The organism is Ignavibacteriales bacterium, from assembly GCA_026390795.1.
In the GTDB taxonomy this organism is placed as follows: domain Bacteria; phylum Bacteroidota; class Ignavibacteria; order Ignavibacteriales; family Melioribacteraceae; genus Fen-1258.
In genome coordinates this window covers 162663-187424 of sequence record JAPLFG010000002.1, presented here as the reverse complement: position 1 = coordinate 187424, position 24762 = coordinate 162663, and the positions used below count along the sequence as shown (strand labels likewise).

The 24762-nt window shown below is 37.3% G+C and carries 17 protein-coding genes; 3 read left to right on the top strand and 14 right to left on the bottom strand.

Going from position 1 to position 24762, the window contains the following annotated elements; all coding sequences use genetic code 11:
- Nucleotides 1–3: 3 nt before the first annotated feature.
- The 6 genes from sprA to NTX65_02945 all read right to left on the bottom strand — a co-directional run bounded on the left by sprA (nt 4) and on the right by NTX65_02945 (nt 13216).
- Complete coding sequence (gene sprA, locus NTX65_02970) at nt 4–7137, bottom strand: cell surface protein SprA (protein MCX6168275.1); 7134 nt, start codon at nt 7135–7137, stop codon at nt 4–6.
- Between the two features lie 229 nt (nt 7138–7366).
- Nucleotides 7367–8062, bottom strand: a complete 696-nt coding sequence (locus tag NTX65_02965) for a metallophosphoesterase (protein MCX6168274.1) — start codon at nt 8060–8062, stop codon at nt 7367–7369.
- A gap of 11 nt (nt 8063–8073) precedes the next feature.
- Nucleotides 8074–9426 carry a 4-hydroxybutyrate CoA-transferase gene (locus NTX65_02960; GenBank protein MCX6168273.1) on the bottom strand — a complete coding sequence of 451 codons (1353 nt, stop codon included), beginning with the start codon at nt 9424–9426 and terminating at the stop codon, nt 8074–8076.
- Nucleotides 9427–9435: 9 nt separating this feature from the next.
- On the bottom strand, nt 9436–10557 hold the full coding sequence (locus tag NTX65_02955; protein ID MCX6168272.1) for an alanine dehydrogenase: 1122 nt from the start codon (nt 10555–10557) through the stop codon (nt 9436–9438).
- A gap of 50 nt (nt 10558–10607) precedes the next feature.
- A complete protein-coding gene (locus tag NTX65_02950; protein ID MCX6168271.1) occupies nt 10608–11570 on the bottom strand; it encodes a D-glycerate dehydrogenase in 963 nt (320 codons plus the stop codon).
- Between the two features lie 17 nt (nt 11571–11587).
- Nucleotides 11588–13216: a nucleoside recognition protein gene (locus NTX65_02945; protein MCX6168270.1), complete on the bottom strand. Its 1629-nt coding sequence runs from the start codon at nt 13214–13216 to the stop codon at nt 11588–11590.
- Between the two features lie 108 nt (nt 13217–13324).
- Between NTX65_02945 and NTX65_02940 the strand changes: the two genes are divergently transcribed.
- A complete protein-coding gene (locus NTX65_02940) occupies nt 13325–14086 on the top strand; it encodes a hypothetical protein (protein MCX6168269.1) in 762 nt (253 codons plus the stop codon).
- A 149-nt stretch (nt 14087–14235) separates the two neighbouring features.
- On the top strand, nt 14236–14883 hold the full coding sequence (locus NTX65_02935; GenBank protein ID MCX6168268.1) for an NAD(P)-binding domain-containing protein: 648 nt from the start codon (nt 14236–14238) through the stop codon (nt 14881–14883).
- Nucleotides 14884–14893: 10 nt separating this feature from the next.
- On the opposite strand, the gene NTX65_02930 is transcribed toward NTX65_02935, so the two are convergent.
- The 8 genes from NTX65_02930 to NTX65_02895 form a co-directional block, all read right to left on the bottom strand.
- A complete protein-coding gene (locus NTX65_02930) occupies nt 14894–16132 on the bottom strand; it encodes an NAD(P)/FAD-dependent oxidoreductase (GenBank protein ID MCX6168267.1) in 1239 nt (412 codons plus the stop codon).
- Between the two features lie 287 nt (nt 16133–16419).
- A complete protein-coding gene (locus NTX65_02925; GenBank protein MCX6168266.1) occupies nt 16420–19014 on the bottom strand; it encodes a putative LPS assembly protein LptD in 2595 nt (864 codons plus the stop codon).
- 35 nt (nt 19015–19049) lie between these two features.
- Nucleotides 19050–20009, bottom strand: coding sequence for an ROK family protein (locus NTX65_02920; protein ID MCX6168265.1), 960 nt, complete (start codon nt 20007–20009; stop codon nt 19050–19052).
- 8 nt (nt 20010–20017) lie between these two features.
- A complete protein-coding gene (locus NTX65_02915) occupies nt 20018–20635 on the bottom strand; it encodes a hypothetical protein (GenBank protein ID MCX6168264.1) in 618 nt (205 codons plus the stop codon).
- The gene (locus NTX65_02910; GenBank protein ID MCX6168263.1) at nt 20622–21650 is read right to left on the bottom strand and encodes a Gfo/Idh/MocA family oxidoreductase; all 1029 of its coding nucleotides are present in this window, start codon (nt 21648–21650) and stop codon (nt 20622–20624) included. The genes NTX65_02915 and NTX65_02910 overlap by 14 nt, the downstream gene beginning before the upstream one ends.
- Nucleotides 21647–22894 (bottom strand): DUF5103 domain-containing protein, encoded by a 1248-nt coding sequence (locus tag NTX65_02905; protein ID MCX6168262.1) that lies wholly within the window; start codon nt 22892–22894, stop codon nt 21647–21649. The genes NTX65_02910 and NTX65_02905 overlap by 4 nt, the downstream gene beginning before the upstream one ends.
- Nucleotides 22891–23130, bottom strand: coding sequence for a hypothetical protein (locus NTX65_02900; protein ID MCX6168261.1), 240 nt, complete (start codon nt 23128–23130; stop codon nt 22891–22893). The genes NTX65_02905 and NTX65_02900 overlap by 4 nt, the downstream gene beginning before the upstream one ends.
- 204 nt (nt 23131–23334) lie before the next feature.
- Entirely contained in the window at nt 23335–24255 is a 921-nt protein-coding gene (locus tag NTX65_02895; protein ID MCX6168260.1) for a DUF4097 family beta strand repeat-containing protein, read from the bottom strand.
- A 137-nt stretch (nt 24256–24392) separates the two neighbouring features.
- Between NTX65_02895 and crcB the strand changes: the two genes are divergently transcribed.
- Nucleotides 24393–24761, top strand: coding sequence for a fluoride efflux transporter CrcB (crcB, locus tag NTX65_02890; GenBank protein MCX6168259.1), 369 nt, complete (start codon nt 24393–24395; stop codon nt 24759–24761).
- Nucleotide 24762: the final 1 nt, after the last annotated feature.

The window sequence follows — 24762 nt, the reverse complement described above, 5'->3', positions numbered from 1 at the left end:
AAATTACCTTGGTGCAATTGTTATACGAACATCAACACCGGCCTCATTTGTAGTCGTGGGAGGAATTCTTGAAGCGCCTTCCGGTTCGATAGTCGTCCTTCTGTAGAAAATTGTAAGAGACACACTTTGGCTCATTACATATCTGATCTTCGGTTCAATTACCGTGTTCGTCTTTCCGTCCTGTGGAGTACCGCTCTCTATAAATTTCATCATGTCATAAATAATGCTTGAAGTTTTGCCGCTTGTATATGAAAAAGAAATTTCCAAATCGTTCTTTAAAGAGATTCCGAAGAGCGGAAGTTCGAACCCGGATTTGGTATAACTAGCTGAAATATTAATATCTCTCGAATAAGCTTCTGTAATATTCTGTGTTGATACACCAAGGCTGAAGGATGATTTTGTGGAGAACCGTACACTACCTTGAAAACTCCCACCGAAAAATTGATCGAAATTCATGCTGATTCCGACTAGAGGTGCAAATGCGTAATCTACTCTTTGCGTTTGCGTTTCTTGAACTCCATCAGGATTTATTCTCCATCCTTCACTATAATTAGATGTATAAACATGAGTTATTTGAACCCGTTTTGCAAAACTAAATATTGAATATTTCTCAAGACCGCTCCACGTAAAACTCCAGTTTGGACGGGGAATATATTTTGCGAATTTTCCAAGAATTGGAATTTTAGAAAGAACAGAAAAAGTCTCGAATCCGTTCAAGAAAGCATCCGAAAGATTTTGTCCCGGATTAGCGGCGGTCGGGTTGTAAAGTTCACTTACTTTTTTAATTCCATTACCTAGAAATGAAAATAGTAATGTTGGCGGTAAACTTAAAAATGATCTATCAAGTTGCCCCGTAGATAATAAATTTGTGATATTAATATTTCCGAGCGAATCGGTTTGTATCGTCGCAGTTTTATTGATATTCCAACCAACCGACCAGCTAAGATCCAATTGGGCGCCTTCCCAAAGTGGCCGAGATGTTTTAAAACTCAGATCATTTTTCTGTGTATAGGTATCCTGCAGATTTCCAAGCGGTGCACGCGTGCCTAAATCATTTGATAGACCAAGCATGAACATTCGTGAAGGTCCTTTGGAATTACTCTGAGCAACACCCCAGAAATTATTAAATCCCGTTCCCTCGCCTGCAATTCCTCCGCCTGTATAAGAGCTGGATTGCGAAAAGTTGACAGAAACATTATCATAATCCAACAGCAGCCATTTAACTCCAAGTTTCAAAAATTCTAAAGATTTCTGAATTGAATTTGGTCCCGTTACACTGTCCTGTTTTACTATATCAGTTGAATCCGTTTTTATATTTGTTGAATCTTTAGTAATTGGTTTCGATTCATCGACATGGGCCTGAACATTTTGTTGTGTTGATGATCTAGGTCTTCCTCTTCCACCTATTTTGCCGCTTTCAGCAGCAGGCAATGACGCAGGAATTGAACTTTCCTCTTTAAATAAAGGAGCAAAAATTGATTTTACGCGAACGGTGAATCCAAGTGCAATTCTATTTGTATAGCCAGCGCTTCTTCCCAAATCTTTCTGAGTAAAATTATTTTGCCATGCATAGTTGGCGGAATAACCGGCGCTAAGTGTTATAAACCGGTTCAAATCCCAAATTGACGGGAGTTTAGGATTCGATTTAAGATCTAGTGATTGTTTGTAATTAAAATCTTTTCCAAAAAGATTTCCGCCAAAGATATCTCGCCAAATTTCACTTTCCGACCTTTCAATATCAGTTCCGGTTGTTAACAGATATGCAAGAGTAGAAGATACATCAAAATTATAATTTAGAGATAGATTTAAGAATCCGCCTTCAGTCATGGCCCAATTAAAACCTGCGCCGCGTGTGGCTGTGAAGTCTCTTAAAATATTTGGCGCAGTAACAGTTTTCAAATTCCTACTTTGTGAGAATGACCATTTTCTATTGGCTGTAACCTGCGATGTAATTGACTGCGGTAAAAAATAAATTTTCATATCGCGGTAATCTGAAAAAAGACCAAACAAACTTCCGAGAATCGGAATATCGACCGGTTTGAAATAAAGGTCCCGGCTAAGGTTCACTGCATAACTTGCGCTTGCATTCCAAACCCAATTTTCATTTTGAACAACTGTTGGAGAACTGCCTGTAGATTTATTGTAATTAAATGAAAAACTTAGATTGTTAAATGTATCTCTTATGTACCAAAGCTCCGTTGGAATTTTGATTTTTATGTTGGCAAGATTCCAGCTCTCTGAAACACTTTGAGTTCGAGCATCCTCAACCAATGCGGCTACTTGTCTGTCAATTTCTACCGGATCAACATTTTTTTCTGTAAGTAGATTTCTCAATTGAGTTTGAGCTTCCGAAATTTTAATGTCGGTACCCGGAGTATACAACGGATTATTTTTTAATTCCGTTCTTGAGTAAGAAACTCTCAGATTACTACCCGGAAGGTTGACTGGTAAAAGTTTTAGAACATCAAGATCAGCTGCAATTCCCCATTGAGTATGATCTTCGCGGCTTCCAAACCGGTCCACAAGCGAATGAAAATACGGATCAGTCCGACTTATATTTCCACTTACATTTAGAAGGTCTGCAAATTTTAAGGAAGCATTGGCGCTGTATGCACCACCTTTTGTAGCATCTGCATCCAGTACACGAAGTTCATTTATCCAAACACTGCCGGAAACCGTTGCATTTGGTGTTCCTTTATCGCGTGGATTGATTATACCAATTGTAAAAAACGATATTCTAGTAAGCGTCGGTTCTCCCCTAACACCGTAAGTATGCCCCTTCTTACCAGGAACATCAACAGTATAAAGATTTTTTGAGGCTAATGAATCTCGCTTTTGTTTGATCGCCGTCAATTCTGAAAATACCATACTAACTTCATCCCAACCGTTATTCGCTGGATCCGAGTTATATCTTACCGGCTGTCGGTATTCATAATAATTAGTTGAATCGGAACCGAAACGAAGATAAACCTCCGATCCATAATTATTCGGTTTAGTAGAGTCGTAGTAAGAAACCGATCCAGGCATTTCGTTCTTATCCGAATGGATGAACAACTTCATCTCTTTATAATTGAATACGTCGAGCGGCTTGTATAAATAACGAACAACTTCCCTGCTATCCCCATCTTGAAGATTTGTTAGAATTAGGTTTAGGGCCTGTTCGTTTTTATAGATATCATAATTTGGTTGGGTTCTATCTTTTTCACGGAAAACTCCAGGAGGAGAAACATATTCCGGGTTATCTTCAATATTTATTGTTGAGACGGTAAGAACTGTATCGGCTGTAGTAACTTTATTCGGAACCAAAACTTTCTGCCATTGGTTGCCAACAAGATTCATTTCCGCAAAACGTAAATGCACAGGTGAAGTGGAGCCGGAAACCCAGACGCGAATAAATTCAACAACGGAAAAACTCGGACTTCCGAATGTTGCAACAAAATCTTTTAAAGGAATTCTATAAAGATACCAACCGGATGCAGCGTTGCCTCCTTGAACAAATTTATTTGCAATACGACTTGTATCAATTGGTATTTCATAACGGTAATAACTATCTGTACGGTCGAGAGTAAAATTTCTGTTTAAATCTTCGGAGTCAGGCAACCTTCCCTGATCAATAGCAACTGCATTCCCTTCATTGCCGTTTACATGAGAGTAATCCGGATTTTGTGTGAGCTGGAATGAATAGTCATCACCGCTTGGGTCTGGATTTGTAGCTGCATCATATCCGGGTTCATCAACATCTTTCAATCCATCTATACCGATATCTTCCCCTTGATCAACAAGATCGTTTGAATTTTTATCCTCGGTATCAAGTTTGTTGTTTGGTATTACATCTTCGCTAACTTGACCAAGATCGATATTTATTTTCAGATTATTAGGCGCTTCATTCGTCTTTAACCAGAACTCAATAAATTCAATATTTTCTTCAACCAAATTATTAGCAGTTGAAGAAAGTGTTCTCATAAAGCCGCCCCAGTTTTTATTTTTATCTTCCGTAATATGAGAATCCCAATTGTATGTTCCTTTTATGCTCGGATCGAAAACAAGATCGAGAGCCGTAATTAATGATGCATCGGGAGCGGCTGTTTTTCTATTTCCGTAAATATCTTTTATGGTTACGTCGGAAGGAGTTCTGTTGTACCAATAAGTTTTGGCTTTGTAATTCATTTGAACTGATTTTTCTAAATCTCCAATCAGTGGTAATTTGAGCGGAACACTTAGATCGTGCCATTGACCGTAGCCCATACCAAGAGGAATAATTCTCTTAGCACCTTCAAAATCATCCACATAGGCAATACTTCTTCCCCCATCGCTTGCAATTGTACTTTTCTTTGTATTCGGATCGGGATTGATATAAGCATATTCGGCATTTAAAGTCAGATTCGAAGGAGCGCTAGTGGAAATTACATTGTCTAAAGCTTTTGTGATAAACGGAAGATTGATATTTGTTTTAAAGTCCGCTCCGTAGATGGAATTATTCATTGGCTCTTCGCCAATTCTAACTTTATCGCTTAGAGTCTGCTGGTTCAAATTTAAGATAGAAAAACCGAGTGTAGTCTCCCTGTTGAATTCATACAGACCTCGGAATCCAAGCAATGTTTTTGATGCGAGTTGGAAAAGATCATTTTGTTCATAAGTAATTTTAAGATCTGCACCGGGTACAAGTGCTTTATCATCTCTAATAAGAATTTGCCCGAGATTATAATCAACTGTGTAATCAATACCTTCCTTCTCCGCACTTCCATTCAAAAGTACTTTCACGGAATTTTCTACAACATTAAACCCAATATTGTAACTCGAACTAACTGAAGCAGAATATTCACCAGCCATTACAAATTTATCCTTTGACCGGTCCTGCTTTGCAAAAGTTATCAAAGTATCATAAATGGATTGGTATTTTAAAGAATCAGGTAAAATTGCCGGAAAGTCTTTTCCAAACGGTTGAAGAACAGGGAAAACAACTTCGCCTGTACTCGGAAATATTGTACGGGTCGGGAAAAAATCGAATGCGCCATCGGGTTGTGTGCTTGTACCACTCTTATCGGTTTTATCAAGACCAAACGTTTCAAGAAGTTTAATACCATTATAATTATTCTGCAGTTCTTGCCCCTCAACACGGTAATTCATATCAAGCTTAAATCCTTCTTCTTTTACATCGCGACCCCCTACCGGATAAATATTTTTAAGCTGCAACTGCCACGCTTGTCTGAATTGCGGCTGAAGATTTGGCGGTTTGACAAGTTGAAGCACCAAGCGATTTACATTTGCACTTTGAAGATCATTTATAAATTCTCCGTAATATATATCATCATCTGCAGCAGTAGTTGGTCCTTCAAGACGGAAGGCAACTGCAATAGCATCCTGATCTTGTATTTGTGTTTTAAAAGTTATGAATCCGGTTTCAGCATGAAGAACGTAATCAACATCCGGCTGAAGCAAAATAAACCTTCTATCAATTTCTTTTATTCCTGGAACTGATTCTACTGTGCTGTCCCGATACGTAGAAGCATATGTCTTTTGCCCTGGTATTCTTCTTGGTAAATCTATAAATGCATTCCCTTTTCTTTCGTTAGGGTTTGCTAGTCCCGTTATTGTCTTCCAAACTTGAATATCTTTGACACGCAGGGAATCAACAACCCGCGGGATCGCATTTCCAAAATAGTTGTTAAAGATATTCAATTTGGGGTCGGTATATATTGTGTTAATGAAGAAGTGGTTAGGTGAATAATCGTATGCATGAATTTCAAACGTCTGGGCTTTAGCTCCTCCGCTTACAGATACTTCTTGAATTTCACTTTTCTTTTGAGAAGCGAGAGCGGTTAGACTAAAAGGACCTATCTTAAATTGAGCTTTAACGCCAAAGAGAGCTTCGCTGCCGCCTACCAATGGAGAAGTTTGCAATGAAACGTTCCCTGCCTCTATACTCTGAATTATTTCATCTTCGTAACCCGTGTATTTTAACTTGAGCTGATTCTCATATTGAAATTGCCGTTCTGTATTCCAATCCGCGCCGAGAGTTAGCTTGTCTCCGATAGTTCCTGCAAGATTTATAGCGACCGTCTGTTTGAAGTCGGGTTCATTGCGTGTATTGCCTAGCGCTGAAGTAGTTATACCTGTTGTAGTTTCATTTCTCCATGCACCGTGAATATCAACTTGACCATTGATCTTCAAATTTATTTTTGGAGGTCCAAAAATACTTAACAACGGGGTGCTTGGAAGCGGAATATCAATATTTGTTATGTCTGTAATAAATTGGGTTAGATCTTTCTTTTTATCTACCAGTTTATATTCATGAGCTTTTGCTTCCCATAATTCACGCGTTATTGCATCAAGACGGAGTTTGGTGTAAACATCAAGCGGCATCTGAAGCTGCGGTCGAATTGACTTTCCGCCCATCATCTCTTTGATTGTAACTTTTGTAGCCGCTGAATCTAAAGTGGAAATACGGGTTATAGTTCCTTGAGAAGGTTGTACAAAAAAACTGGATGGTTTTTTCTCTCTAAATGGAAGATAGGGGTAATCATCACGATGATAATGGAAATATTTAAGCCGGGCTGTTGAATCTTTGGACATTAAAATTATCCTGTTAAGAGAATCAAGTTTCGTTTTCGCCCGGATAGAATCTGCGATGGAAATTTTTGCTTTAACTGAATCTTTTTCTAAAATTTTTGCAGTATTTAATTTTGTATCGCCTTTCGGAATTGAATCGTTTGCCTTAATCGTTTTTAATCTGGTGGAATCCGGTAATGCTGGCTTTATTAAATTTTTAGTTGAATCAACACTCGAATTTAATTTGGTTTTTAATGTTGAGTCCGGAGAATTATTTAATTTCTTTGTAGAATCCGGCATAGCAACTGTTTTTAAATTTTGGGTTGAATCCGTGATAACTTTTGATTTTAAAGTCGAATCTGGTGAAATTTTTAATTTCCCAGTTGAGTCGGGTATGCCAAATGAAGAACCTCGAAAATCAAAATTATCTTGATTATCGGTTATAGAATTACCCGGCAATGAGCTAGAGTTATAAATTGGAGAAAAATGGTTGATGAAGTCATCAAACAGAAGCGGTTTGCTAATTAGGTTATCTGTATCTCTGAAACCAAAGAAAACAGAAACGGCAATAATAAAAAAGGGAACCAAAATAAGTTTGAATCCCAGATGTAAGTTATTTTTGAGTAGAGAAATAGTAGTCTCGCGAATAATTATTAATAGTAAAATACTTCTATATATAACCTCCTTCCTTTTCCGAGTCAAAATTTATTAAAAAATAATCAATTGGCAATCTTTTTTTTGGGTAAAATTTCCCCGCTTAAATTTAAGGTAATGTCCGTTTATAAAAATATTAGAGCCGACTGTGCCGCATAAAAAATTAATACTTGATTATATCTTCCATATGAGTTTTTTCTTCGAGGGTAGCTATAATATTACTCTCATGCACTATAACCGCACTTAGTTTATTTCCTAGAAAAACTCCAGTATCAATATACACAGTGTTAGAGTCTTCAACCAGTGTTATCTCGTGTTTAGTTGTATGCCCAACAATTTGCAACTTTCCAATATTCAACAATGAATCGCGCGTCCAGAGAATTCCACGGTCGCTGCGCAAATCATTTTTAATATACGAATCAACTATATCAAGATTATCACGGTAATTTGAAGGCAAGTATTTTTCATATTGAGCAGAAATTCCGGCATGTGAAATAAAACAATCTGGAAGATTGTAATAAAGCTGAGCCTGTCTTATCGCTTCCACATGTTGAAACATTTCTTTCTCTCGGTTTTCATAAGATTCCAGAGTTGATTCATTACCGTTAAAAAACCATGAACGCGCAAATACACTTTGAGGTTCTTTGAAAAAATGGTAAAACATATAATCGTGGTTGCCGGGAGTAAAAATAATATTATTCTCAAGAATGAAGTTGAAAACTTCGCAACTGTGATTCCCCCTATCCACCAAATCGCCGACAGTGTAAATTGGAATATTGGGGTAAGAAAAAATAATTTTTTGATAGAGTGATGCTAAAGTATAATAACAACCGTGGATATCACCTATAACTGCAATCATAAATTTTCTGTTTAAATGTGATAAGTTTTTTTGGCGAACTCAGAAAGCTCATCTCTAAATAACGGATGTGAAATATTGATCAAAGCACGGACTCTTTCCTGTATACTCTTTCCGAATAAGTAAGCAGTACCATATTCTGTTACAACATAGTGAACATCTCCGCGAGAAGTAACAACTCCGGCACCGGGTTTTAAAGTTGAAACAATTTTAGAAAATTTTAAATCTTTTGTAGCCGATGGTAACGCTATTATCGGCTTACCACCTTCCGAGTGCGCGGCGCCGCGGACAAAATCTACTTGACCGCCGATACCGCTGAAAAATTTTGTTCCTATAGAGTCCGAACAAACTTGTCCGGTTAGATCTATTTCTATTGCAGAATTAATTGCAACCATCTTATCATTCTTAGAGATTAAGAATGGATCATTAACGTACTCTTGCGGATGGAATTCAAAGACAGGATTGTTATCAATAAAATCGAAAGCGCGTTTTGTACCAAGAACAAAACCGGCAATTATTTTACCAAGATGCAGAGTTTTCTTTTCACCGTTGACAACCCCTTCTTCAACAAGTTTTATCAACCCATCAGAGAACATTTCGGTATGAACACCAAGATCATTTTTGTTATGTAGATATTTAAGAACTGCATCCGGTATTGCACCAATTCCCATTTGAAGAGTTGAACCATCTTCAATCATTTCAGCAACATGCTGACCAATTTTGTCATAAATCTCGAGCGTTTCGGGTGTCGCATCCGGATCAATTTGCGGAAGCTCGCTTAACGGCGCATCAACCTCTACAATGAAATCAATTTTGTTTACATGAATAAAACTATTTCCGAGCGCTCTCGGCATATTTTTATTTACTTGTGCAATTACGCATTTTGCTTTTTCTGCCGGAGTTTTAATATTACCGACATCAATTCCATAACTGCAGAAACCATGCTCATCCGGTGGAGAAACATGTATCAACGCTACATCCGCTTGTATTACCCCGCGTTTAAATAACATTGTAACTTCCGAGAGGAAGATAGGAATGAACTCAGCCCTTCCATCATTAACTGCAGAGCGTGAATTAGCTCCGATAAAAAATGCCTTATGCTTGAAATGTTTTTCCATTCCAGGTTTTGCATATGGGATATCACCAACAACAAGTATGTGATAAATTTCCACATCATTTAATTCATCTTTGCGCCTTACCATTGCATTGATCAATTCAAATGGAGCTGCACAGCCGGGTTGAATAATTAATTTATCTTTCGATTTAATTACTTTGACGGCTTCATCGGCGGATACAAGACGTGAATTATATCTCTTCACCCATGGTGCGTTACCCGGTTTAATTATCTTTATTTCTTCGAGTGTCATTTTAAAATCTCAATTAGTTGAAAATATGTGAAGACGCCTGTATTCGATATTAAACGCTTCAGCAATGTTTTCATTTGAACAAAACCCATTATAAGTACAAACACCTTTTGCCAATCCCGCATCGCCGAGTAATGCATTCGACAAACCGTGATCCGCAATTTCAAGAATATATTCCATCGAAGCATTTGTTAATCCATAACTTGCAGTTCGGGAAACGAGAGCAGGAATATTAGGAACGCAGTAATGAATTACATCATGTTGAACATAAACGGGGTCGGATACTGAAGTTGGTCTGCTTGTTTCAATACATCCGCCTTGATCAATCGATACATCAACAATTACAGCTCCTTTCTTCATCGTTTTAACCATCTCTTCAGTAATTAAGTGCGGTGCTTTTTCCGCTTTCATCTGAACAGCACCGATAAGGAGATCGGCAAATTTAGCTCCGCGTGCAAGAGTATATGGATTTGCGGCGACCGTTGTAATATTTTTCGAAATCTCATTACCGATCCGTCTTAGTCTTCTTAGATCTTTATCCAAGACAATAACATGCGCTCCTCTTGCAAAGGCAGCACGTGCCGCGTTAAAACCAACAACTCCGGCACCAAGGATCACAACTGCGGCAGGTGAAACTCCAGTTATGCCGCCCATAAGAATACCGCGGCTGTTTGGAACATCGCTTCCTAAAAATCTCTCTCCCACTTGTACTGCAAGTTGTCCCGCTATTTCACTCATTGATTGTAAGATCGGAAGGTGTTCATCTTTTTCGATCAATTCATAAGCGATTGCTGTAACTTTTTTCTTAAGAAGTTTTTCGATTATGTTTTTTTTGCCGACCGCCAAATGAAGAAATGAAAAAACCGTCTGTTCATCTTGAAGAAGGTCAACTTCGGCTTCCGAAAGAGGAGCAATTTTAACAATTGTTTCTGCTCGCTGATAAACTTCTTCGGCATTATAAACTATGTTAGCGCCAAGTTTTTGGAAACCCTCATCGGTGAAGTGACTCTCTTTGCCTGCACCAGCTTCAATAAAGACTGAATGACCGGCTTTAACAAGCGTATGAACTCCTGCCGGGGCTAACGCAATTCTCTTTTCGCCGCGAAAAGTCTCTTTCGGTATACCGATTCTCATAAAACTCACGATTTATTTTGAATGCAAAATAGTTATTATGGCAGCTAGATTCAATTTAGATTGACTGGAGTTATTGGCTTATTTCCACCCAATACTGCAATTACATTTTTTATACAAAGTTCTGCAATCGCGCTCCGCGCTTCAATTGTTGCACTTCCGATATGAGGTAACAGAAAGACATTTTCTAATTTGAAAAGTTCCGGATTAACATTCGGTTCGCCTTCATAGACATCGAAACCGGCTGCGAAGATTTTTTTCTTTTTTAACATCTCGATCAAATATCTTTCTTCAATAATCTCGCCTCTTGAAGTGTTTACCAGGATTGCGGTTTTCTTCATCAGTTTCAGATTGGTCTTATTCAGAATATGGAAAGTTTCTTTTAATGAAGGAAGATGAACACTGATTATGTCCGATGATTTTAAAAGAAAATTGAGCGAAACTCTATTTGCCGATAATTCATTTTCAAATTTTTCGTTTCTACTTCTGTTGAAATAAATAATTTTCGTTCCAAATCCTTGTAACCGTTTTGCGGTTGCAAAACCGATTCCTCCCGCGCCAATAATTCCTACAGTTTTACCTTTTAATTCAATTCCTAAAAGAAGATGAGGTTTGTACCCGGTAAATTTTCCGGAACGCATTAACATTTCCCCATCACGCAATCTCCGTGCGCAAGCCAGTACAAGAGCAACCGCAATATCTGCTGTTGAATCTGTTAAAATATTAGGAGTATTAGTAACTATAATTCCTTTGGAGTTTGCATATTCAACATCAATATTGTTATAACCGACCGCATAATTCGATATCACTTTGCATTTATTCATACTATCAATTACTTCTTTATCAATTCTATCTGTTACGTGACAGATCAACGCATCAACATCTTTGACTCTTTTGATAAGTTCTTCTTTTGGTATAGGATGATCTTCCTTGTAAATTTTTACATGCAACTCTTTCTTTTTCAAGTTGAGTTCCGCATTACCAACCATTTTTCTTGTAATGAAAATTCTCTTCATAAAAATAATTCCAAAGTTTAACCGAATAAAAGTTTTACAATGAATAAAGCCCCGAGAATTCCGGCGATGTCTGCAAGAATTCCAACTGCAACCGCGTGCCGAGTTCGTTTTATACTTACTGAACCAAAGTAGAGTGCAAGCACATAAAAAGTTGTTTCGGTACTTCCCATAATTGTCGAAACAAGAATTCCAATAAATGAATCCGGTCCGTGAATCGTCATTATTTCAGACATAATACCGAGCGAACCGCTTCCGGAAAGAGGACGCATCAGAGCCATCGGTATTGCTTCCGGTGGAAAGCCGATCAAATTTGTAGCCGGAGATATAATGATCATCAAAAATTCCATAGCGCCGCCCGCTCTGAAAATTCCCATTGCAACAAGCATGGCAACCAAGTAAGGAATTATTCTCAAAGCCACGTTGAAACCCTCTTTCGCTCCATCCACAAAGACTTCGTAAATTTTTATTTTTTTAAATACACCAAAAAGTACAAATGAAATTATGATGAGCGGAATTGCGAGAGTTGAAATAATTTGAATGAGAGCTTTTAATCCTTCTGCGTTGATAAATCCCAAACTAGAAAATAATTTTGTTAGCAAACCTGTTGCTGCAAGAAGTGCAATTATAAAAGCGATTACGAAAAGCGCTATAAAAAATTTCCACTTGGATTTAAGGTAGTTCATCGAGTCTGAAAAGCTCATCGGAAATTTTTCTAAAATCTTTGCGGATAGGACTCCGACAATCGTTGCGCATGATGCACCGAAAATTGATGTACCGATAATGATTGTTGGATCGCTGCTGCCGGCGGCGGCTCTTACTGCAATTGCAGTTGCCGGTATCAAAGTTAAACCTGCGGTGTTAATCGCGAGAAAAGTACACATTGCATTTGTAGCGGTTCCTTTTTCAGGATTTAATTTTTCCAATTCATCCATTGCTTTGAGTCCGAATGGAGTGGCGGCATTTCCTAAACCAAGCATGTTTGCCGATATGTTCATAATCATCGCACCCATTGCGGGATGATCGTGCGGAACATCCGGAAATAAAAATTTGGTGATTGGCTTTACTGATCTTGCGATAATAGAAATTAGTCCGGATTGCTCGGCTATTTTCATAATTCCAAGCCACAGCGCCATAATTCCAACTAAGCCAATTGCAATGTTAACTGCTTTGCCGGCATAATCGATTGCGGCATCAGTAACCTCTTTCATCTTTGCGAAAGAAATTTTTTCTAGAATTAACCCGCCATTGAATGAATTTATTCCTGCTTTATTTTTCAAAAAAAGTTTTCCACCCAAATCATTTTCTTTACCGGAAACTTTTGCCATCTCTTGCCAAATCGCCGGTGATTTATCATCCACAATCATGTAAACTGCATAACTTTTATCTTTTTCATTGTAGACAAGTTTTACTTTCTGATCTATTTCCTCATTTTGGTATGAGCCGTAAAATTTTCCAATAGTATTGGAAGAAATTTTCAGAGATGCATCAAAAGGTTTAGTACGACCTGTAGAAGTGGAATCGAATGAAACTGTCACATCAATAGGTTCACCGTTCCGGTATCTATTATTTGATTGATTTACAACATCGAGTGTAAGCGCAGTTCCTATACCTAGGAACAGTAATCCTAGCCAGATGTAATTTAGCATGCAATGTTTCTCTGATGTGTGATTGATTCATCTGCAAATTAAAAATTATCATCGTAAAAGACAGATTTTATTTAATTTACACTTGAGAAAATAGAATGGAGAATAAAGATGAAAATCGGCTTGGTTCAGTATTCCCCTCTCTGGGAAAATGTTGAAGAAAATATTTTGAAAATCGAAGATCTTTTAAAGGGATCCAAAACAAAATTTGATATGCTCATTTTTCCGGAAATGACTTTAACCGGTTTTACAATGAAATCCGAAAAGTTTGCCGAAGAAATTGACGGGACCGGAACTAAATATTTTATTCACCTTGCCGAGAGAATTAAGACTGATCTTTTTGCCGGAATCATTGAACGTGACGACAAAAATATTTACAACTCACTAACTCATTTCGATTCATTTGGCCTTATCAAAGCGCGATACAGAAAAATACATCCTTTTAGTAATGCACAAGAAGATAAATGGTATTCAGCAGGGGAAGAAACTGTCGTAACAAAAATTGATCAGATCAAAATTGGCTTGAGTGTCTGTTACGATTTACGATTTCCGGAATTATACCGTCTCTATTCAAAAGAACAAGTTGATATATTAATCAACATTGCAAACTGGCCAATACCTCGGATTGAACATTGGAAAACATTACTCAAAGCCCGCGCAATTGAAAATCAATGTTTTATGATTGGCGTAAATCGAGTTGGTGATGATCCGGGTAATAAATACAACGGCTGCAGCGCAGTTTTCGATCCGATGGGGAATGAAATTGTTATGGTCGAAAACTCAGAAAAAATTATTGAAACGGAAATTGATCTTCAAATGATCGCCGAAACAAGAAATAAATTGCCGTTCTTGAGAGATCAAAAGTTAATTTAGATTTATAAACAGAAGCATCTTTTTTTCATCATTCGAAATACTAAACCAAATTTCACCTAAGTGATAAACCCGCCACTTATTATCATTTTCCGATTGAACTTTTTTCGTGCAAATTTTTGTTATGTAGAAAATAAGAAAGGATAACCATCATGAAAAAAATCGGAGTACTCGGTTCAGGTGTTGTTGGTCAGGCACTGGCAAACGGATTTTTGAAATATGGATACCAAGTAAAAATCGGTACAAGCAATACAGGTAAATTATCAGAATGGAAATCGAAAGCCGGCGCGAATGCAAGCGTTGGAAGTTTTGCCGATGCTGCTTCATTTGGAGAGTTAATTGTTTTAGCTGTGAAAGGAACCGCTGCACTAAAAGCAATTGAATTGGCAAATCCGTCTTCCCTTTCAGGTAAAACTGTAATTGATACAACAAACCCGATTGCCGATGCACCGCCGCAAAACGGTGTATTAAAATTCTTTACCAATCTTGATGAATCTCTAATGGAGAAAATTCAAAATGCTTATCCGACGATTAATTTCGTGAAATCGTTCAGTTGTGTTGGAAATGCATTCATGGTAGATCCGAAATTTCCCGGCGGAAAACCTACTATGTTTATCTGCGGTAATAATGAAAAAGCAAAAGACGAAGTGAAGGAAATTCTAAATCAATTTGGTTGGGAATTGGAAGATATGGGTAAAGCCGAATCAGCAAGAGCAATTGAACCATTGTGCATGTTATGGTGCATACCCGGAATTCAGAGCGGTCAATGGATGCACGCATTTAAACTTTTAAAAATGTAATTGTATAAAATCATAAATCCGTTTTTTGCGTAATTAACCGGATGCCTTGACGGTATGTTAAATAATACCAGATCCACTCGGCTAAAACTTTGTAGCGGTTGCGGAAACCGATCAAATATAGAATGTGAACAAATACCCATGCAATCCAGGCAACAAATCCAGATGCTTTGAATTTTCCAATTTGCATAACCGCTTTAGCGCGCCCTATTGTCGCAAGACTTCCCTTATCGAAATATTTGAATGGTTTTCTTTTTTCTTCGGGAATGTTGTGAAAAATTATTTTTGCCACAAACTTTCCTTGCTGTATTGCGACCGGTGCAATTCCTTGTAATGGCATTTTATCTTTAAGAATCAATGCGGCATCCCCGATTACAAATATTTCCGGATGATCTTTAACGCTGCAATCATTTTCGACAATCACTCTTCCCGCATGATCTAAATTTGTTTTCAAAGTTTTTATTATCCTCGGTATCACATTTCCCGCAGCCCAGATTACGTTTGGTGTTTCTATAAATTCTCCGCCGAGATTTACACCATGCTCATTAATATCTGAAACTTTTGTATTTAACATGACAGTTACACCAAGTGATTCAAGTTCAGTTTTTGCTTTTTCGCTTAGATAAGGATCATAACTTGAAAGGATTCTGCTCTGTGCTTCAACTAAAATTATTTTTGTTTTTGATGAATCAATACTTCGGAAATCTTTAAGCATAGTTTTCTTCGAAATTTCGGCAATGGCTCCGGCAAGTTCAACTCCGGTTGGTCCGCCTCCAACAATTACAAATGTTAAATATTTCTGAATTTCTGTTTCTAAGTGTGCACGCTCTGCCTTCTCGAATGAAAGTAAAATCTTTTCACGGATAAAGAGAGCATCAGAAATTGCTTTTAAACCGGGTGCATATTTTTCCCATTCATCTTTTCCAAAATATGAATGACGCGAACCGACTGCAACAATCAAATAATCATATTCGAACTGATCATCATGTAAAAAAACTTTTTTCTGTTCCGTATCTATATTTATTACTTCGCTCATAATTACGTGCACATTTTTTTGATTGTTCAGAATTGCGCGTATCGGCGCAGCAATGTCTCCCGGAGAAAGAGCTGCAGTGGCAACTTGATAAAGAAGCGGCTGGAATAAATAATGGTTTGTTTTGTCAATCAATGTTATTTCAACATCTGCATGCTTAAGAGACTTGGCCGCCGTTAGTCCGCCAAATCCTCCACCGATTATAACTACCTTCTTCATAAACTCAACTTTCAAATTTATTTAATTGCATGCCGCATAAAAAATAATTGAATAAACCCCTTGTGTGAATTAGAATGTAAACCGTTAAAACGGTTCTAATATTGTGCTTTGTGTTTCTAACCCCGCGATTAATCGCGGGGTTAATCACTGAAACAATGTTTTTTTAACTGTTTCAACAGTATATAAAACTAGATTCTTTAATTCACACAACCCGTTTGAATAAATAAATAGTACTAAGCGAAACTGTAAACAATAATTGAAATTACACAGAGATGGTATAAATTCGTCTAGTATCTCTTACCGGAGTATAACCCGCCCGATTTTGTAATTTTTATATCTTGAAGTTCCGAAGCTTTGATTCGAATCTCGAAATGAAAACCGCTGTAAAGCCCAAGCGGATTCCATGTAAAATTCATTTCCCAGCAGTGAAGATCGCGGTAGATCGTTATTTGAGGAGCAGAAATTTCTTTACGGTCAAAATCATAACTGCCGCGCAAAGTGAATTTCCAATTCTTTGTTAAACTGAATCCCAGATCGGCATTCAAATTCGAAGATGAAAAAGATTGATCGGGAGTAGGTTTGGAAAAATTATAATTGTAACTCAAACTTAAATTCCATGGTATTGATAGATCCGGAGATTGGCTGTCATCATATAATGCAGAATAATCTTTTTTATTGAAGACGCTATTTTCTTCTTTAACAGTTTGATTCTGCTCTATATTTTCTTCTTTACCTTTAACTTTTTCTCCGGTAATACTTGTTGAGACGGAAAAATTGAAATTGGTTAACCGGAACAATCCTTTTTTGTTTGAAGCAAGGAACTGATTGACCTTCTGACCGGCTTTAAAATCATAAAATGTATATGATGATGAACCGGAGAAACTTAATAGATCACCGATTTGAGTTCTGTATCCCAAATTAAAATCGGAAAGTCTCAAACTATCTGCCGCAAAATTATACCCGACGCTTGCGTTCAGATTGAGAAGTTGAATCTTTTTCTGCTCTTTGGTTGTATCGTTAGGACTTTTAGCCATCTTAATTTCAAAAACATTACCGAGAGAAAAATTCAAAGCCTGGCTCTGTCCTGAAGAAACTCCACCGAAAATTTCTCTCCCGAATTTATCATACCTGATAACTTTGCCGTCCGGCAATGTGTACGAATCGTAGTATCCCCATTTATCATCTGAAAAATTTGGGGTGTAAATATAAGATACTGAAGGCATAAGTGTATGTCTGAACGATTCAATCCCTAAAAGATTTGGATTCATAATTCCATAAAGTTTGGTAGAAGCAGAAACACTCATATTAAATGTGCGCACAAAATTTAATTCATTGATATTAGATTCCACCAATGTGTCTCTGGTGGATTTGATTCCGGTTTGAGGATTTGTAACCTCAATGGTTTTATACTCTTGCTTCAAGCGCTTGTTATACCATTTTTCGGTGTAGTTAAAGCTCGGTGAAAAATTAAAATAGCCGATCTTTGGAGACGCGCTTAATGCGATATTATGTTGAAACCCCGCATGAATATCCAAATGATGGTCAACTGTTCTCCGGTTATTAGTGAATTGACCGGAATAACTGTAACCGATCAACTCATACCATTTCTGATCAAGCGTGGATTCAAGATTTTCTCGTTTAAAAGGATAAGTCATTGATTTGGAAAAATTAATATTCGGCAGTGATTCGTTTAAATTCCCGGTAGAAATATTCTGTGTTCTGCTGTAATTGATTGACATACTCGCACCGGATTCATCCCACACTTTACTGAATGTTGCATTTGAAGTTATATCTTGTGATAAGAGATCGTTATAGTTGATACTATTATTTGTCAAATAGCTGGATGAAATAAATTGCAAATTAATATCGAGGCGCATAGTTGGATTAATCTGTTGGTTATGATAAAATGATAGATTCCAATCTTTCTGCCTGCTTTCTATAGAATTAGTTGGATCCACACGAACCACATTTGAATAACCTGCATTGAATGAACCGGAAAAATCATATCGTTTAGCATAACGATATCTTGAGCGGGTGCCCCAACCTCCTTTGAAATAATAATCTCCGTTGAGAGCTAAATCCATATAATCGCTTATCGCAAAGAAGTATCCGAAGTTGCTGAAATATTGCCCCCGATCGTTCGCTTGTCCGTATGTTGGAATTATTAAACCCGATCTCCTTCCGGTCTCATTTGGAAAAACTGCAAAGGGCAGCGGGATTGGAAATGGAACTCCGCCTATGTACATAAAAATCCAGCGTGCAATAATTTTATCTTTCTGTATGACTTTCATTTCACTTGCAGAAAAATATGTATGAGGTGTATCGTTGTCGCAAGTTGTAAATGTTCCGTTCTTTATGAAAAAAGTATTCTGATTAACCTTCTTTACATCCTCGCCCGCGTAATTCTGTCCTTTGTTTTTATTTTTAGCGAGAGCTATAAATCCGCGTTGGCTTTTGAAATTATATCTGATACTTTCACCCTCGTACTTATCAGTTCCTTCAGCAAGCTGCGGAGCTTCTTTGAGTTTTACCTTTGCTGTATCGGATTTGTCCTCAATACCAAATGCTTCAAGGTCGTTCGTTTTGTAATCAACAAATATCTTTCCGCTCTTCAATTCAGTTGTTTTATATTTCAGATCTGCGGAACCATAGAGATACATTTTCTTTTGAGGAATATCGAAAATGAGCGAATCGGATGAGCTGGAAAATACAACTGCATCAACATCATATTTTTTTTGAGATTTGGCTGTATCGGATTGTGAAAGAGAATCTTTTACAGTCGTTAAAAGAGAATCAGTTTTTTTAAATGTGAGAGTATCTTTTTGCTGTGCAAACAGAGAGGTGCAGATCAAAAATAATATTAATGTGGATAGATACTTCATCAATTGGTTTAATTCTTTTTCTATTCACTACAAAATTATGATTTATAAAACACAAGTGCAGATGCACCTTTTATTCCTGCTTCATTCTTCAATTTAGCCGGTTTCACAGTTATTCTATCACGGAATGATTTCATCACTCTTTCTTTTAGAGTAGCTTCAACAGCATCAAACAATAATGTGCCAAATCCGGCAATACCGCCGCCTATAATTATCGTAGCAATATCCAATGTATGAACCGCTGATGCCAGAGCATAACCGAGTTTTGTTCCCGTATCAACAACAACCGATTTCGAAAATTCATCGCCTTGCTCAACAGCCGATTGAATTAATTTCGGAGTAAGTAAATCCAGATTCCCGTTAGTCAAATTAGAAAGGATAGAATCATTCCTCTCAAGAAGTTTAATTCTAGTCCGTTCGATAAGATAATCCTTCCCAATGTATGCTTCTATGCAGCCGATTGATCCGCATTTGCATTTCGCACCCGAACTATCAATTGTTATATGACCAAGTTCCCCACCGATTCCGGTATCGCCGCGGTAAATTTTTCTATCTATTATAATTCCTCCGCCAACTCCGGTGCCTAACGTTATCATAATAAAATTTTTATAATATTTTCCAGCACCGTAAATCAATTCTCCAATTGCCGCAGCATTGGCATCGTTTTCCACATAAACATCAAGATCAAATTCTTTTTTAATGATATTGCCAAGGTGGACTTTTCCCCAGCCATGAAAGTTTGGCGGATTTTCAACAGTTCCTTTTTTCAATTTAACGGCGCCTGGTGCCCCAATTCCAATTCCTAAAATATTATTCTGAGTTCCTTTTATAACTTCTTCAATTTCTTTTTTCATTTGTTTGATAACGACTTCCGGACCTTTTGATGAGTGGCTCTCTGCGGAAACTTTTTTAATTATCTTTCCGTTCACATCAACCAAACCGACTTTGATTGTTGTTCCCCCTAGATCAACGCCTACTGCAAATTTTTTCTTAGCCATTTATTTCACTAATTGAATGATTTATCAACAATTGTAATTTCATCGGGATATTCTAATTTACCGAAAGGAGTGCCTAAAACCGGTTTGGCAACCATCTTTAAGTTTGATGTTGAACCGTGCGCCCCGCCTATCTGCAAAAGGAAAAGAAGAATATCATCCAAACTTTTTTCTTTGAATGATTTCGCGATGTCAAATTCAATTTTAAAAGGGATCATAACGAATTCCCCCTTACCCGGGACGAAAACCGGTTCGGCAATATTTCCTTGAACTATTTCTTTTTCGTTTAAATACAGTTTCCACGGGAACGACGAGATGCTTAGATCTGTTCTATCAAAACCTCCGTTGCCGTCATTCGGGTTTTGCGCTTCAATGTTCAGTAAAAATGTGAGCGGAAGATTCCCCTTCATCAATCCGGCGGTAAGTTTCAACAATTCAAGAGAATTAAAATCCTTTAGTGATTTTTTATCTGCAATCGTTATTCCGATAATCTTGTAATCCGTAGCAGAATAAATTTTATACTTCAAACGGGATACATTGGATATAGTTTTATAAACACTGCAATTGGTAATAATAGAAATTAACAAGAGAGCGTAAAGAATTCGCATAAGAACTTTATGCTTCAACATCATTCATCCAGCTTGAAAAATTTTTTGCGTTCTTAATTGATTCCTCAATTTTAAGGATAATCATTTCCGCAACTCTTAATGCTTTCAATCCGTCTTTACCGCTTACCACCGGAGTACCGCCTTTAATAATTACATCAACAAAAAGTTCCAGTTCAAGTTTGAGTGCATTCACTTCTTTAAATTTCGGCTGTTCGTAAGCCACAATTTTCTTTTTATCGCCGACTCCGATCTCACCGAATGTTTTGAAGAATCCTTTTGGTTTTTGATCCGGCGGCAATAAACGAAATACTTCCGAAACTCCGGTTGTAAAGTCAAGAGAGATATAAGTATCGCGCTGAAACATTCTCATTTTTCTCATTTTCTTTTGAGAAATTCGGCTTGCAGTGACGTTTGCAATTGCCCCGTTTTCAAATTCGATGCGTGCATTTGCTATATCAAGAGTATCTGAAACAACAGGCACACCGCTGGCGCTTACACTTTTTACTTCGCTCTTAATTAGACTTAGAATAATATCAATATCATGTATCATAAGATCTAAAACCACGGCTACATCAGTTCCTCTCGGGTTAAATTGCGCAAGCCGATCAGTTTGAACGAACAAAGGATTTAACTTATATTTTTCGAGAGAGATCAAAGCGGGATTAAATCTTTCAATATGACCGACTTGAAATGTTAATTTTTTTTCATCAGCAATTTTGATAAGCTCTTCAGCTTCCCAGATCTGTGTTGTAATCGGTTTTTCCACAAACACATGTTTATTCTTCGCAAATGATTGCTTTACCAAATCATAATGTGCGCTTGTAGTTGCAACAATATCAACGGCATCAACTTCGGCAAGAAGTTTTTCCAGATCATCAAATGCTTTTACTTTTAATTCGTTGCCCACTTGCTTGGCGCGTTCATAATCTTGATCATAGATTCCAATTAACTCGCAATTTTCAACTTCCTTAAAAAGTTTTGTGTGAATTTTACCCAGATGCCCGGTTCCTACAACACCAACTTTAACTTTCTTCATAACGCTCCGGTTTTTATTTTTTTGTAACCAATAATCTTTTCGTATCCGCCTTTCTCAATAGATGCATAGTAGAGAAAAATATTATACTCATTTTCCGTTTCATAAAAATTACCTTCAAGAATTTCCCAATCAATATTTTCAACTACTCCGTTCACAATCTGTCCGGTTACATATTGATATTCATACACTCCGCGTTTCAACTCGACCGAAATGTTCATCATTCCGTTGTCATCATACATTTCATATTCGGGGAGAACTTTCCAATTGTTAAAAGAACCGACAAGAAAAATTGATGATTTTATTTGCTCGGGCGGACGCATCCTAAAAATAACCTTCAGATAATCGGCATTCACATTTTTAAAATCCATTAGGTAAGTGGCGCCGTTAAAATCTCTTCTCCCTTTTGTGAACAAATTTGAAGTTTCGATATCGCCGAAACGGGCATAGACCGGCGGTGCGTTGTATTTTCCTACGTCACGGATATCGGTCATTCGATATTCATTGCCCGGTTTAACATTACGCGCAATAAATGTAAATTTGTTCGAGCCGTTCCATTCGTAAAAACGGTCCGCTGTATAAGAACTTCTATCAATTACTATTGGATAATTATATTTTCGGTTGGTAATAATTTCAACTCTGGTAACATTGGATGCATAGAGCGAATCTGGCAATACAAAATTTGTTTTTATTGCAAGAACTCTTCCGGACGAGGCAATTTCATTCATATCGCCTTGCAATCCTTCTTTGGCAACCTGAACATTAATTTTGATCTCGGGATACACGACAAAAAATTTACCGGAAGCATAAATGAGATTTCTATTTTGAGAATCAACAATAAAAAACATCCAGTTGCCGGAGAATGGAAATGTTACATTGCTGTTAGGGAATGATCCGTTATAATGATAACGCGCTCCGCGGACACTATTAGGCAATTCTTCAAACCATAATATTGTTTCGGAGTTATACATTTGGTTCGATAGAAACGGGTTGTTATAGGGATTCCAGCCGGCATCGCAAAATTTGAAAATGATATTAAAGTTCGGCATATAGTCCGATCGTACATCGAAATCAATAGTTATCGAACTTTGAGATTTATCTGAATAATCAATTACCGGAAATTCGATTTGATCATTCGAAGAATAAACACGAAGACTTTTAATTTCCGGTCCGCCTGCATAACTAATCGACAATGAGATCAAGTAGAACAGGAAGAAATTAAAAATCAAATTTCTTAGCGGATTCAAAAAATCTCTACGCACTTAATTGAATTGTAAGGGACGTACACTTGAAAAGTTTTCTCTTCCCGGTTCGATTCAATCAGCAATCCGTCATCAAAGGATTGAACGAGTTTACCGGTCTTAAAGACTATTTCGTAGAATGTCGGATGTTCCCCTTTCTCTTTACCATAAACCACACCGTAATTTTCAAACATGGTTATGTTGAGCATCTTACCAACGAATTGATTCCAATCCAATTTCATAATTCACCTTGGAATTTTTAAAAAATTTTGTTCTGATAATTTTCAAATGCAGTCAAAAAGTAGTTAAAAACGAAGTCTTTTCCAATTAGATGTATGGGGCAAAAAAGAAGTGTATTTAAAGAGAGCAAGATTATGATCACGAGCAAGACTAAGAGCATGAAGTTTAGATTATTTCATGCTCTTAATAATAATTATAATCTCATACTATTTTTGGTCAACAATAATATCGCCGCCGGTCGTTTCGAGTTTCAGCATACCGCCGCCGCCGTTGAATTCAGCATCAACTTCACTTCTTCTTACACGTTCCGATTTTGAATTAGTAAAGTTATTAGAGATTTCACCTCCGCTCGTTTCCAGATGCGCTTTGGCTGCAAAATTTGAAGGGAGTTTAACATGAATCGAACCGCCGGATGTAGAAGCATCAATTCCTTTATTTGATCCAGTGTAATTAATCGTAATATCTCCGCCGGAAGTTTCTGCATAAAGTTTTCCGTCTGTCAAATCAATATTAATATCGCCGCCGGATGTTTCAGCATTAAGATCTCCGATAGTTTCTTTGCATTTAATATCACCGCCGGAAGTTGATAATACCGAATTACCTTTATGAGTATTTAATGTTATGTCACCGCCGGATGTTTCGGCTTTCAATTTACCGTTTGTATTTGTTAATGTAATATCACCTCCGGAAGTATCTAATCTGAATTCACCGACTAGATTTTTCACGCTGATATCGCCGCCGGAAGTTTCAATGTGCGGATTATAATTCTTCGGAGTCATTATTTCGATACGGACGCTTATGTTATTGCCGAACCAGTTGAACATGGAGCCTCTCTTTTTGGCAATAACTTTTACAGCATCGTCTTCCTGATAAATATCAAATTGCATCTTACTTTCGGCGCGGCTGTTGCCGAATATCTTAACATAAACTTCCTGTTTATCCCAGCTTTCAACTTTTACGTCTGCCCCGCTTGCATTAACATACACACCCTGCCAATCTTTCATCGGGAAAGATTTTTCTCTGATCAGTCTAAGATTATCCGCAATAGAAAGTGAAGCAAAAAGCATGACTAATAAAATCACAACCGGAATCTTCCTTAGCCAATTGAATTGAACATGACCATTCATGATTACCTCCAAATAGATTTGATTTACTGATTGTTTAGACTCGCACAGTTCCAATTTAGTTACATCTGATATCAAAATATTTTTTCTTATAAGAAAAATCAATTTGTAGTATATTTCCCCAAACGAATGAGGCATTTTTGATAAGATATTTTATTGTTTTTCTAGGCGCCGGGATCGGCGGAGGATTCCGTTACTGGCTCTCGGCCTTTGTACAGAAACAATTTCCACCATATTTTCCTTGGGGAACACTAACCGTTAATTTGATTGGAAGTTTTATTCTCGGTATGATGATCTTTGGGCTTGATGAAAAGGAATTGATTAGCCCTTCATTAAAATTGTTTATCGGTATCGGGTTCTGCGGCGGATTTACAACTTTCTCTTCCTTTTCATTGGAAACTTTTAATTTGATTCGCGATGCGGAATTTCTTTTTGCTGGATTAAATATATTGGCAAATGTTCTACTAACTATTCTTGGAATTTATTTTGCTTATTTAATCACAAGGTGAT

What these genes read in the sequence shown, in the direction of transcription:
- NTX65_02965 (MCX6168274.1), bottom strand. Translation starts at nt 8,062, where the DNA reads ATGATTGCAGTTATAGGTGATATCCACGGTTGTTATTATACTTTAGCA.
- NTX65_02900 (MCX6168261.1), bottom strand. Translation starts at nt 23,130, where the DNA reads ATGAAATTGGATTGGAATCAATTCGTTGGTAAGATGCTCAACATAACC.
- NTX65_02915 (MCX6168264.1), bottom strand. Translation starts at nt 20,635, where the DNA reads ATGTTGAAGCATAAAGTTCTTATGCGAATTCTTTACGCTCTCTTGTTA.
- NTX65_02930 (MCX6168267.1), bottom strand. Translation starts at nt 16,132, where the DNA reads ATGAAGAAGGTAGTTATAATCGGTGGAGGATTTGGCGGACTAACGGCG.
- NTX65_02895 (MCX6168260.1), bottom strand. Translation starts at nt 24,255, where the DNA reads ATGAATGGTCATGTTCAATTCAATTGGCTAAGGAAGATTCCGGTTGTG.
- NTX65_02920 (MCX6168265.1), bottom strand. Translation starts at nt 20,009, where the DNA reads ATGGCTAAGAAAAAATTTGCAGTAGGCGTTGATCTAGGGGGAACAACA.
- NTX65_02940 (MCX6168269.1), top strand. Translation starts at nt 13,325, where the DNA reads ATGAAAATCGGCTTGGTTCAGTATTCCCCTCTCTGGGAAAATGTTGAA.
- NTX65_02925 (MCX6168266.1), bottom strand. Translation starts at nt 19,014, where the DNA reads ATGAAGTATCTATCCACATTAATATTATTTTTGATCTGCACCTCTCTG.
- NTX65_02955 (MCX6168272.1), bottom strand. Translation starts at nt 10,557, where the DNA reads ATGAGAATCGGTATACCGAAAGAGACTTTTCGCGGCGAAAAGAGAATT.
- NTX65_02945 (MCX6168270.1), bottom strand. Translation starts at nt 13,216, where the DNA reads ATGCTAAATTACATCTGGCTAGGATTACTGTTCCTAGGTATAGGAACT.
- NTX65_02910 (MCX6168263.1), bottom strand. Translation starts at nt 21,650, where the DNA reads ATGAAGAAAGTTAAAGTTGGTGTTGTAGGAACCGGGCATCTGGGTAAA.
- NTX65_02960 (MCX6168273.1), bottom strand. Translation starts at nt 9,426, where the DNA reads ATGACACTCGAAGAAATAAAGATAATTAAACCGGGTAACGCACCATGG.
- NTX65_02935 (MCX6168268.1), top strand. Translation starts at nt 14,236, where the DNA reads ATGAAAAAAATCGGAGTACTCGGTTCAGGTGTTGTTGGTCAGGCACTG.
- NTX65_02950 (MCX6168271.1), bottom strand. Translation starts at nt 11,570, where the DNA reads ATGAAGAGAATTTTCATTACAAGAAAAATGGTTGGTAATGCGGAACTC.